Origin of the sequence: Hyphomonas sp. FCG-A18 (assembly GCF_045287255.1) — a bacterium.
Taxonomy (GTDB): Bacteria; Pseudomonadota; Alphaproteobacteria; order Caulobacterales; family Hyphomonadaceae; genus Henriciella.
Genome location: NZ_CP137142.1, coordinates 1,653,251 through 1,665,042 on the forward strand (window position 1 = coordinate 1,653,251; position 11,792 = coordinate 1,665,042).

At 56.1% G+C, this 11,792-nt stretch carries 14 protein-coding genes; all 14 read right to left on the reverse strand.

Annotated elements, in window-relative coordinates:
* Window positions 1-25: 25 nt before the first annotated feature.
* Window positions 26-712 (reverse strand): response regulator transcription factor, encoded by a 687-nt coding sequence (locus RYZ27_RS08155; RefSeq protein WP_406678998.1) that lies wholly within the window; start codon window positions 710-712, stop codon window positions 26-28.
* A gap of 10 nt (window positions 713-722) precedes the next feature.
* On the reverse strand, window positions 723-1,034 hold the full coding sequence (locus RYZ27_RS08160; RefSeq protein ID WP_406678999.1) for a PepSY domain-containing protein: 312 nt from the start codon (window positions 1,032-1,034) through the stop codon (window positions 723-725).
* A 61-nt stretch (window positions 1,035-1,095) separates the two neighbouring features.
* Window positions 1,096-1,947, reverse strand: coding sequence for a DnaJ C-terminal domain-containing protein (locus RYZ27_RS08165; protein WP_406679000.1), 852 nt, complete (start codon window positions 1,945-1,947; stop codon window positions 1,096-1,098).
* Window positions 1,948-1,983: 36 nt separating this feature from the next.
* The gene (locus RYZ27_RS08170) at window positions 1,984-5,598 is read right to left on the reverse strand and encodes a glycoside hydrolase/phage tail family protein (protein WP_406679001.1); all 3,615 of its coding nucleotides are present in this window, start codon (window positions 5,596-5,598) and stop codon (window positions 1,984-1,986) included.
* A gap of 77 nt (window positions 5,599-5,675) precedes the next feature.
* Window positions 5,676-6,125 carry a DM13 domain-containing protein gene (locus RYZ27_RS08175; protein WP_406679002.1) on the reverse strand — a complete coding sequence of 150 codons (450 nt, stop codon included), beginning with the start codon at window positions 6,123-6,125 and terminating at the stop codon, window positions 5,676-5,678.
* Window positions 6,126-6,216: 91 nt separating this feature from the next.
* Complete coding sequence (locus RYZ27_RS08180) at window positions 6,217-6,666, reverse strand: NlpC/P60 family protein (protein ID WP_406679003.1); 450 nt, start codon at window positions 6,664-6,666, stop codon at window positions 6,217-6,219.
* Complete coding sequence (locus tag RYZ27_RS08185) at window positions 6,666-7,310, reverse strand: DUF2163 domain-containing protein (RefSeq protein WP_406679004.1); 645 nt, start codon at window positions 7,308-7,310, stop codon at window positions 6,666-6,668. Before RYZ27_RS08185 ends, RYZ27_RS08180 begins: the two co-directional genes overlap by 1 nt.
* 4 nt (window positions 7,311-7,314) lie before the next feature.
* Window positions 7,315-7,923 carry a TIGR02217 family protein gene (locus RYZ27_RS08190; RefSeq protein ID WP_406679005.1) on the reverse strand — a complete coding sequence of 203 codons (609 nt, stop codon included), beginning with the start codon at window positions 7,921-7,923 and terminating at the stop codon, window positions 7,315-7,317.
* Window positions 7,923-8,171 carry a hypothetical protein gene (locus tag RYZ27_RS08195; protein WP_406679006.1) on the reverse strand — a complete coding sequence of 83 codons (249 nt, stop codon included), beginning with the start codon at window positions 8,169-8,171 and terminating at the stop codon, window positions 7,923-7,925. The genes RYZ27_RS08190 and RYZ27_RS08195 overlap by 1 nt, the downstream gene beginning before the upstream one ends.
* A complete protein-coding gene (locus RYZ27_RS08200; protein ID WP_406679007.1) occupies window positions 8,158-8,607 on the reverse strand; it encodes a DUF3168 domain-containing protein in 450 nt (149 codons plus the stop codon). The genes RYZ27_RS08195 and RYZ27_RS08200 overlap by 14 nt, the downstream gene beginning before the upstream one ends.
* Window positions 8,604-9,176, reverse strand: a complete 573-nt coding sequence (locus RYZ27_RS08205; RefSeq protein ID WP_406679008.1) for a phage head-tail connector protein — start codon at window positions 9,174-9,176, stop codon at window positions 8,604-8,606. Before RYZ27_RS08205 ends, RYZ27_RS08200 begins: the two co-directional genes overlap by 4 nt.
* Window positions 9,177-9,286: 110 nt before the next feature.
* On the reverse strand, window positions 9,287-10,078 hold the full coding sequence (locus RYZ27_RS08210; protein WP_406679009.1) for a DUF4760 domain-containing protein: 792 nt from the start codon (window positions 10,076-10,078) through the stop codon (window positions 9,287-9,289).
* 77 nt (window positions 10,079-10,155) lie between these two features.
* Complete coding sequence (locus tag RYZ27_RS08215) at window positions 10,156-10,371, reverse strand: hypothetical protein (protein WP_406679010.1); 216 nt, start codon at window positions 10,369-10,371, stop codon at window positions 10,156-10,158.
* Window positions 10,372-10,606: 235 nt separating this feature from the next.
* Entirely contained in the window at window positions 10,607-11,782 is a 1,176-nt protein-coding gene (locus tag RYZ27_RS08220) for a phage major capsid protein (protein ID WP_406679011.1), read from the reverse strand.
* Between the last annotated feature and the right edge of the window lie 10 nt (window positions 11,783-11,792).

Sequence of the window (11,792 nt, forward strand, 5' to 3'; positions counted from 1 at the left end):
GCTTACGGCGATCGCGCGATCAAAGCTAGCCAATCACGCCGGTGCGCTCTTCCTCCGGAACAACCAGACGATAGCCAAGACCCCGCTCGGTCTGAATACGATCTGTTCCAATCTTTTTGCGCAGGCGCCCGATAAACACTTCGATCGTATTGGAATCACGGTCGAAGTCTTGATCATAAATATGCTCCACCAGCTCGGTGCGCGGGACGACCCGGCCCTGGTGGTGGATGAGATAAGACAGCACTTTATACTCATGCGCGGTCAGCTTGATCGGCTCACCATTTACCGTGGCGCGGGCGGCCCGTGTATCAAGGCGCAAGGACCCTGCTTCAATCGCTGCGACCGCATGTCCGGAAGCACGGCGCAACAAGGCCCGAAGGCGCGCGAGCACTTCTTCTGTATAGAAGGGCTTGGTGACATAATCATCCGCGCCCGCATCAAAACCAGAGACTTTTTCGCTCCAGCGATCACGGGCCGTCAGGATCATAACCGGGAAGGTCTTACCGTCTTCACGCCAGCGCTCCAGCACAGTAACGCCATCCATCTTGGGCAAGCCAAGGTCCAGGATCACCGCATCATAAGGCTCGGTATCGCCCAAAAAGTGACCATCCTCCCCATCGGCAGCAAGATCGACGGCATAGCCGGCATGGGTCAATGCATCCGCCAGTTGGCGGCGCAGATCAGCTTCATCTTCAACAACAAGTATTCGCATATCTATAACTCTACTTTGAACTGAGGATTCGTCCAGTTTTAGCATCGACGGTGAATTGCACACGGCGACCGTTCTCGGTTACCCAATCAATAATATAGACCTGTCGGCCATTACGATTGAACAATTCTGCATCCACTTGATAGCCACCATGAGCCCGGCGCAACTGGCGAAAAATTTCGGATAACGGTTTCACATCACCCTTATTTCGGGCATCGCGCGCTTCATCCGGCGTAAACGAATTGCCCCACTGGCCCTGCGCATGCGCAGGGGTCGCTGTTAAAGCGAAGGCCCCGAAGGCCAGAAGGGCGACAATCTTTTTCATCTTGAAACGGGTATGGGCCAGACGCGCTGAATGCTTTCTGAATAAGGCTGAAGACTTACAGTCACCTTACCATGCCTTTGGCCCAGTCTCGAAGAGCCTCATCCTTGAGATTCTCAATTACCGCCTCAAGCCGCGCGTACAAATGCCCAGCCTTTCCGGGCAACTGCACCCCCTTGCCACGCAGGCGTAAAGTCGCCCCGGTATTCGAGCCTTCAGGCACTTTAAGAGTCACAGAACCCGCAGGAGTCGTGACCTCAACACTGCCGCCGAGCACCATGGTTTGCAGGGGAACGCCGACCGCCATACGCAAGTCTGCCCCATCACGGGTCCAGACTTTGCTATCACGCACAACAATTTCAAGCAGAGCATCACCGGGTGGTCCACCATAGGCCGAACGCTGCCCCTGACTTTTCAGGCGTAGCGTTTTGCCTGTTTCAATCCCGGCTGGAATCGCAACCGTGAGCGTGCGGCCATCCGCCATGGTCATATCGCGCTTTGCGCCGAGCACCGCATCCTCAAAGGCGATTTCAACGCGATACCGCAGATCAGCCCCTTTGCGCGGCCCTGGACGACGGCGCCCCCCGCCAAACATGCCTGACAGAATATCTTCGAACGGATCCCCCTGAAAGCCGCCCGCGCCACTATGGTGCCCTCCACCAAAGCCACCTCCGGCACCGGCGAATCCTCTGGGATTACCCTCTGCATCGATTTCGCCACGGTCAAACTGTTTGCGCTTGGCCTCATCGCCGATGATCTCGAACGCTGATGAAACGGCCTTGAACTCATTGGCCTTGGCCTCGTCATTAGGGTGCAGGTCAGGATGAAGCTCTTTGGCCTTGCGGCGATAGGCGCGGCGAATTTCATCACTGCTCGCACTCTTGCTCACACCAAGAATCTTATACGGGTCGCGCACAGGTCAAGCCATCCAAAATCTACAATTGAGACAGACTTAGGGAGCATTCAGGGAAATGGAAACCCATGGACCAATACGACCATCAGCACCGCGCTGTGCAATACGAACTCCGTTTGCACCATTCTGGATAGGAATATGTGCCTGCTGCGTTTCAGAAGCTTGCAGGATAGTATCACCATCAAGCCACTCAATCAGGTAATTCCCCGTATTAACGGCGTCTGGCAGCAGCCAGTTATCAGACACATCCCGACCACGCCGCGTCCAGCTGATCTTATTCCTGTCACGTCTGACATGCGCGACAGGAAGCGGCAGGTTGCCACGCGCCTCATAGGTAAAGACAAATGGGGCCGCATCATTTGCCCGCCAGGTCAGATTGAGGCCAACCTCCTGATCTTCGAGTACCACCTGCTGCAGCCTTGAATCTGCGAGCACGACTCGTGCACCAGGCATGGCCACTAGCGACCTTGTTCCGGACTGTCCGCGTAGCAAATCAGACAACCGCCAGACATTCTCACCTATGAGCTCTGCATGACTAAAAGCGATCAGCTCCCACCGATCATGTCCTTCGACAAACATCCGGTTTGCCCCGGCCAGAGCAGCTAAGCGTGTCACAGACGATAAATCAGCGCCGGGTACCTCAACGACAAGGTCGTTGGCTTTATCCCAACGCCCGATAGGTCCTCCCTGTAAAGGTGCCACGAGCTGACCCATTGCAATTGGCGCATCAAATACCGCCCGTTCAGAAAGGTTCGAAACATCAGGTCCTGCAAATACTCGGATTCGCCGCCCCCATGGCCGTGCCGTAACCCCAACAAATGGCCCTTCCCCGGGCACGGCATCAATCACAACCATTTCCGGTTCGGCGCGTACTTGAGCCGACTCTCCACCACTGGGAGGCTCAACGGCTCTCAAAATATCTCCCCCACGCATAGGTACGAACCCAACATCTCGGCGTAATCCGACATCGCGAACCGTATCTATGGACCAGACAACACCATCAATCTGCAGGCGATCGCCCGGCTCACACTTAAGCCCAGCAGGCCCCAGAGAGACTTGCCCGTTTTCGGAGAGGAGAGCTTCACTCAGCAATCGTCCGGCGAGGTCACGCGCGCGGGCACCCCCCAGCACCACCGGCAAACTCAGCCGGATGGTATAATCACGGTCGCCTTTATCCGAACGTGCCTCTGCCGTACTCGCATCATAGCCGCCTTCGCCATTGATATAGGTCACAACCAGACGACCGGGTCGTTTATCCAAAAGCTGGCGCTCGAACTGTAAGCTACCTTCAACGACCTCCGACAGATCAAGTATTTGCAGGCGCGTTCGGCCTTGTCGAAACGTCAGAATGCCATCGCGTTCAATTGCTTGAATAGCAAATGCTGCCTCCAGCGGCGCCAACGCGGTCCGTAGATCACTCACCCCTTCCAAAGCATAACCATCGACAAATCCTGCAAGTGCAGACGTATCGACGGAAACCCCAGCTCGGCGCGCAAGGTCCTCAACAATCTCGTCCAATGAGATCAGACCCGTTCGCCCATTGAGCCAGTGTCCATACTGCCAGTTTGGTCCATCGCTCCAGATCGGTGTTAGATTTGGCCAATACGGAAACGGGCGCCCGTCCCAAGCCCAGACCAAGGCTTGCTCCACACAGCCCTGCGCCTGCCAAAACCCAAGCGCGGCTTCCAAGGCACGTCTTTGATAGAGATCATCGCGCTGACCATGCGAATACGGCGGAAAGGCACTCTCGCTGCTCTTGGGATCGTAAAAGACATTCGGACCATTGCCACCGCGATCAACAGCCGGAAACCCGATCTCAATCAGACGTACGGGCTTGGAGGCTGGCACCCATGCGGTAGAGACCGGTGCTCGCGCGCCATCCGGGCGCTCAAAATGAGCATTCTGCCACCACCCGATCAAGTCCTTGGGGCGAAACACCCAATGCTCGCCATATCCGGTATCGATAATCGGCGTGCGGACCTGATTATCACGGTCGGACGTATTGGCATAATACCAGTCATAGCCTTCCCCACCAGCCATGTTTGCCACGAGATAGGCGGCATCATCCGCGTCCTGATAGCCAGCGATTGCGTCGAGATGACCATCACCATCCCGCCAGTCTCCGGCTGGCGGATACCAATCTACCCCAACAAAATCGATATGCGGAGAAGCCCACAACGCGTCCAGTGGAAACAGGACATCACTACTGCCATCTTGGGGGACATAAGCGCCATACTCGGTCCAGTCCGCCGCATAGGAGATTTTGACCGCCGGGCCGACAATCTCGCGCACTTCCTGTGCGAGATCGACCAAAGCCTCAACGAAAGGAAACCGCCCCTGATTGTCCCGCACACGCGTCAGGCCAACAAGCTCTGATCCCAGCAGGAACGACTCAATCGGTGTGCCTTGCTCGGCAGCACGCTGCGCAAGACGGGCATGGTGCAGAATAAAATGACGAAACCCAAACCCGCCATCAAGGCCAACCAGAGCTTCAATCTCCGCTCTGGCTGCGCTCGTACCGTCTGCTTCGGCAGTGATCCGTCCCCGCCATGGAAACCCTGCGCTATCCATCAGGATGAAAGGTGACAGGGTCACAGCAATGCCCGCCGCGTGCAGCGCCGCGATCCCTTCTAGGACACAGGTATCGGCAGGTGTCCCACCGTAGACGGCATTACCATTCTCATCTTTTGAGATCAGGTGCGCCGCGCCGCGTACAATACCATCAACCTGCCAGGCATAGGGCACAGTCCCGCGCTCATAGGTTTCCACACCCGGTTTGAGCTGACACACACCTGCCCGTGTATCCGTGCCGAACCAAGCGACCGTAAGGGCCGCTGTAGAGACCCTTGGCAGGTCTGCTTTGAGCTGATCAACTGAGACAGAGAAATCACTGCGTCCATCGCCATTATTCATATTCAGCGCGCGCTCAATTCCTGGAAAGCGCCGCTCGCGCACAACCTGCGTGCCATAAACAAACTCACCTGAGGCGGGAATAATGTTCACGCCGCGAACCACATCCCGCAGCGTGGACACATGGCCCTCCCCGGCCCGAACTACTTCAAAAGACAGTTGCGGCAGGCGATTGCCAAACGCTTCCAATGGCAAATCTTCAAATACGATATAGGCGACCCCGCGATAGGCCGGGGCTTGCCCGCTACCCTCAATTGCCTCAATGAGCGGATCCGGCACCTGATCCTCATGCCCCTGATAGAGACGCCAGGTGACATCATTCAAAGCCAATGGCTCATTATTCGCCCAAATACGATCAACCCGCGTAATCGGACCTTCGCAGAGCGCTACGGCAAAGCTCACCGTATAGGAATACTCAGTATATCTTGGTCCACCCTTGCCGCCGCTGCGTTCCTCACGTTTCTCTCGAAACCGCGAGGCCCAGATCACTTGCCCACCAACGCGGTAGCGCCCGTAAACTGTTGGCAGCCCAGCTCCTTCCCGGCTTTCCATCACATGCAGGGATTTCACGCGCGGACCTTCAAGCGGCGGGGCTAAGGAGGCATCAATTGCGCGCCCGGCCAGTGAACCCGCGAACCGACCTATTGCTGCCCCTGAAATCGTCTGACCGAGAATGCTCAGCCCATTAGGCAAGAGCGTAGAGCCTAAGGCGGCCCCAGCTTGTGTCAGCGCAATTTCTGCCATGTTTACCCCCCAAAAGAAAACCGGCCACCCAAAGGGTGACCGGCTATCAAAAAGTTACAAAATCTAAGTATTAAGGACTAAAGGTTGCTACCGCCCCAAAGCACTGAGTAAGCCTCGCAGTGAACCAGAACGCTGCCATAATCAGCAAGGTTCACACCAGCAGGGACCTCATATTCCTGAACACCTTTGGTTGATTTCAACTTACCAATATTCAAAGCGCCTTCTGTGGCATTCTTACCTGTCGCGGCCGAAACACTTTTCGGGGACAGAAAGATTTTCAGGTCTGGGCCGTTCGCCGCACGAAAGTCATCGCTGAACACGATGAACGTCTTGGCCCCACGCTGAACCACTTCATAGCTGCCTTTCAGTTTCTTGGACTTCTTCACAAAGTCACCACCGGGCAAGTCTTGAACCCGTTCGATAGAAACAGGCTGAACCGGGGCGGCTTGCGCAAAGCTCGGTGCACAAACACCAGCCCCCGCCAGAGCGACGAGAATCGCAGCGGTTGCAGATTTATAGTAAGACATTTGGGATCTCCTGACAGTAAAATTCGGCTCGCCAACACTTGGCGCAAGCCTCACCTATGAAATCCCTCAAACAAATGCCAATCACCTGTCTTCACGCTGCCGTGTCAGCCCTGTGAGCTGCCGTTTCCGGAAACGCAAAAGCGGCCGCAATACGCCGCTGCCACCATGGGACAAGCCGGGTCTCACAGACGCTACGGCCCCAGTAAGCATGAATGATCCGACCCGGTCCGGAAACAATCGCGCAATGCTTGGCTGGCATGCCCAGCCCCATTCGGAACAGCAAAACATCGCCCGCCACTGCCTGCCCCGGCGCAATCTCAACCATATGCCGCTGCGCTGTTTCCAGCAAAGTTTCCTGCCCCAACGCCTCGGCCCAGTCCGGTGAGTATGGTGGCGGGTGTTCCGGTTCCGGCCCGATCACTTCGCGCCAGACCCCGCGCAACAAGCCCAGACAATCTGTCCCCACACCTTTGCGGCTCGCCTGATGACGATACGGCGTCCCAATCCAGCCCCGCGCAGCCTTGACAATATCCTCCCGCATTATCGCTTCCCCCCATCATTACGATCTGCGGCGGGGCCTGAGAGCACGAAATCGGTTCCTGGCATGTGCGGAAAGCCGCGGAAGTTTTCCGTGTTCGCAAACACATCCCGGCACATTTCAAATCGCTTGTCACAGGTCCGCCCCAGCGCTGCGATTCCACAGCGCTCATCCCCCAGCACCGCATCACACTGGCGCTGCAGAACTCTTCCCACCGGGCGCTCCAAATCCGCCTTCAGGGAGACAAGCTCAGCTTCAAACCCGCCATGCGCCCCATGCGACAGCTCACTTAAATAACCCGACCAGACTGAAACGCCGCCCAGCTCTGGCGCAGTCCAATCGACGCGGAACACATCTACGCGCGCGCCATCCCAAAGCCCTGCAGATAAGTCTTCTTCGGTAATCGCTTCACTCGACAGAACGCCACCCGCTGCCCCGCGCCCGGGCTTTAGATCCGCGCTTTGCGTGAACTTACCCGCCTCTACTGCCGCGCCCGGCGAATAGGAAACCCCCGCCATCTCCAGCGCCTGATCGTGATCGCTTACCCCAATCACCAGCCCATCGCGGCGGGTTAACCTCCAGCACAAGCATAGCGTTGGTGTCTCTGACGCTAAACGCGCAGAGAGTTCTTCTGATATCTGTTTCATGATTTCAGACCACTTCTACAAGACCGATACGTGTTGCGCGGCCTGTCCCCATGGCCTCGACAACGCCTTCAAAGCGCTCATTCTCGAACCGCACGACACAATCAAACTCGAACCCGGCTGAAACGGCAACACCGACCGCGGGCGGGACATCAAACACAATCTCATGCTCCTCTACCTGCCAGCCGCTCACCACCGTCACAAAATCAAGCGCGACCTGAACACTACTCTCAACCGGCTGGCGAATGCTCCGCCACACATCACCATAGGCCTTGCGCAGCGCGAACCGGGTCTGCACTCCATCACCAAGCCCTAAAACCTGATCCAGAGCGCTTACGTCCACACCAGGGCGCGCACTCGAATGATCCAACGGGTCGCGAAACCGAAATGCCTTAAGCGGCCCCTGACGCGCTTCGAAGAAGGCCATGATCTCATATAATCGGTCCAGCGTATCGACTGCTCCACTCACATCCCATCGCCGCCGCGAGCCTGCCCAGCTACTCCCGCGAACCTCTCGTCCGCTCGCCAGTTTCAAAACCTCAACTAGGCGCTCCGGACCACCGCGCGCACCCTGCGCCAGTACAAGCGGAAAGCGGACATCATCAAAATTCTGCACTAGAAAAACCTCCCACCCCGCGCTGTTGCCGCTGCAATCAGTTCAGACAAATCCCCAGATGCCCCAACCGCCCCGCGCGCGCTCGCGGCCAGTTCAATCCCGGTCTGAAGTTGCAGGATTTGCGCATTGATCCCGGTGATCTCTTTCAGGAGCAGCTCAATCAAGCGCTCGATTTGTTCGTCCAGAACTTCACGCAAAACATCTTGTAGAACCTCATTCACTACGGTTCTTGGGTCATCCCCCTGCATGGAGCACCTCCGTGATCAGTTTGACCCGCAACACGCCGCGATAAGCCCGTCGATCGCGCGTGCGCATGACATCGCTATAGGTCACCATGGCCGTCACGATCCTTTGGCCGGGCACGCTCTCGTCCGACCAATCCGTTGCCTCAATCGCGGCGCGCAAAGCGCCCAGAATACCTTTCGCTTCCGAAAGACCGCTATGGCGTGACAGGCTCACAAATTGCAGAACATGCTCATGCCTGGGCGGGCTGACCGCATCACCGGGCCGAACCTCATGACGCTCTAGCCGCACATAGGGAAAGGCTTCCACCCGCGTTTCGCCATCCACCACGCGTGCCGGATCGCCCAAAGCCTCGCGCACCGCCAATCCATCCCGCAACACCCGCAAGACCGTTTCAGCGATCACCGCTTCAGCGCTGGCAACAAATCCATCAAAACTCATAGTCTCACCCCCCGTCGGCTTTGCAGGATGGCCTCGGCTCGCTCAGGCAGCGGCCCTTCATCACGCACGCGACGCAGCGCCGTATCCCGCCGCTCATAGGTTTCCTGCAGGGTCAGCAGCACCGCCTCAATCAGGTCATCGGGCACGTCGCTCGCCAGGCCGAACCCGGCTTCAAACACGATCTCAACCTGCCCGCCCGGCGGGATGCCGGGCACCATGCTCCACGGGCGCAAGCTCAAGCGGCCACAATCCAAACGAAAACGGGCGGTCTCATCTGAAACCGCCCCGTTCTCATCGATTAGATTGACTGCCTGCAACGCCCTGACCGGTCCGACTGGCAAACGCGCGCCACGTCCGTTCAAATCTGGCGGCCAGCGCGACCAGACCGCCTGCACAGTGCGCGTGATGAGGGCCAGTCCTCCCGCCTGCTCAACCCGCGCAGTGGCCTGTCCAATCAGGTCAGACACCAGTGCATCTTCCCCATCATGCCCAATCCGCAAAAACGCCTTCGCCTGCGACAGAGACACAGCCTCCCCCGCTGGCGGTGAAATCACCGTCAGGTTTGTCATTTTGGTTTTCCTTGAATTTGTCTGAGCGTTCGATTCAGACTTCTATTTCAATTATTCGTATCCCTAGAAGCGATCCGACAAAGTCCTGCGGGCCAGAGTACAACTTATTCTTATTCGATGGTACTGGGTAGGTCTTGTTCAAGGTCCGATAGCAACAGACGAAGTTTGTCTTTTGCCTCTTCGCATAATTTCTGAGAGCGTCCGGTATTGTTGTCGAATCCACCACACTCTTCTGATCCGTCGGCCCATGCGTGAGCCAAAAATTCTGCCTGCTCGAAGACCGCACTTCTATTGTTGCGTTCTCGGAGATACCGAATTCCTTTCAAAGCAACTTTCACATTTCTTATGTAAGCACCTCGGTGCCATAAGCGGAGGCTTTCCTCATCATAAGCCCCTCGCTGAATTTGGATGGACATGTGTTCGAGGAGATTTAGATAATTTACCACCCGCTGATACGCATCTTCTATATCAGCCAAATCTTCTGGCTGCTCAGCACCGTCACTAACTTTCTTCTGTTCCTCATACCGAGTTTTGAATAGTTCCTCGATTTTGTTGGTGCCATCACGCGATTGCTCTCTCAAAATTGCAAATTCACGCCTCGCTTTGAGGTATTCTGCATCTGTCTCCAATTTCATGATGAAATCGGCCGCAGCTAATCGTCTTTGAGCACTAGTGATTTGGTTATTCGCTAAAATCGATACATATACCGAGTTCAAAGCTGTTTTAAGTTGCGCATTAGCGATTCTTAATTGCCACCAAATCAGCCCTATAGTTGCTATGCCGATGGCTAGTGTGATCGCTAGAGGTAACCAGTCAGTCGGTACTCGTTCTACTGAAACACTAAGGCCATTCTCTAAAAGGGCCACAATGTCTTTTTGACTCTGATCGCTTGCACCAGTCATATTACCCCCAATAAAAAACCTCGGTCTTTCGACCGAGGCTTCTACGGCAGAGACAACAGTCTAGCCTTGGGCCAGGCTTAGTCCCAGCCTTCAACTTTACGCGCCATCACGGCCTCCACTTTTCGGCTCAGATTATGACTGAACTTATCAACCATAACGTTCGCCCCCTCGTCTGGAATCGGGTCTAGCAAACGAAATTCGTCGGTGCAACCACTTAGTTTCATAGCGACTAAACCCTTACTTTCTGCATGCCCTGCGAAGGGCGTTGTCATGCAATAATTATTCATAAGCATAATTCATGCCTCCTTTCAAAGCTATTAACTCATGAGATGAAAATTGGATGCCTAAACTAGGGCAAAAAGTGTGATAAGGTGTGACACTGCTGTTGTGCTCCTATTCATGTGCACATCAATGATTGAATGTGCACCTTTATTAGATGTCTCAATTTCCATGAGTTTATTATGGGTGATTCAAACTAAAAAAGCAAGGATATTTATTGAAAAACAATAATTACATCCTGTTTTTCGTTTAAAACACCATCGCCTTGATCGCGTCGAAGTTCTGGACGCCGCCGCCGACACGTTTGGTCGTGTAGAACAGGACATAAGGTTTGGCGCTGAAGGGGTCACGTAGGACGCGCGCACCCTGTCGATCCGCGATCAGGTAACCGCGCCGGAAATCCCCAAATGCAATCGCAGCATTGCCGATGCCAATATCTGGCATGTCCTCCAACTCCGTCACCGGATAGCCGAGTACGGTTGCCGCTTCACCCGCCGCGCCCGGTGCCCACAGATAATGCCCATCCGCCGCTTTCAGTTTCCGCACCACAGCCGCCGTGCGCCGATTCATCACAAACCGCCCATTCACCCGGAATTGCGATTTCGGCGTATGGATCAGGTCAATCAGCTGATCCCCGGCATTGGTCTGCGTAAAGTCCCCAGCAACCGAGCCGATATTGCCCCAGTCATGCGCGCTCTCATCGACAATTGTATAATCGAGAAAGCCCTTCGGCTTGCCGATCCCATCGCCGGAGACAAAAGCCGCGCTTTCCTGAACTGAGAACGCCGCCTCAACCTCATCGGCGAGCCATTCATCAACATCGGCATAGGCATCTTCCAGCAGGGTCTGCGTCGCCGCTGGCATGGCATAGAGTTCGCCCGCCGGGAATTCCAGCAGACTGAGCCCCGCTGTCGTCGTTTCTGGACGCGGGGCCACCTCTCCCGCCCATTGCGCCCCAACACCCAGTGAAACCGGCTTGCGATAAACCCCCGCAGACGTCTGGCGCACGGTCGCAATCTGGCGCATTGGGCTCGTCTGCATCAGGCGCGCCTCGATCAGGCGATCGAGCTCCGGCGGGGCAACATAGCCCCCCTGCTCATCGGTACCCGCCGACAGCGCCTTGGTATCGAGCCGCGCCAGACCACTTTCATCGCCTTTGCGAAGATATTGGCCCCAGGCCTCATTATGCTCGCGCACCTCCGGCGCACTCACCCCCTCAGCCGGACGCGCCGCTTTCAGGCTTAGCGCATCCAGCCGCTTGTCCAGTTTGCGCAGCTTTTCATCGAGCAGCGTATCGGCTGCGCCCTTCTGTTCAATCTCGGCAAGGCGCTCATCATTTGTCGCCTTATAGGCTTCAAACGCCGCCATCATTTCAGCGGCCAGCACCTTGCCCTCACCGTCCATTGCTTTGACTTCCTTGGTCATTTTTTCTCCT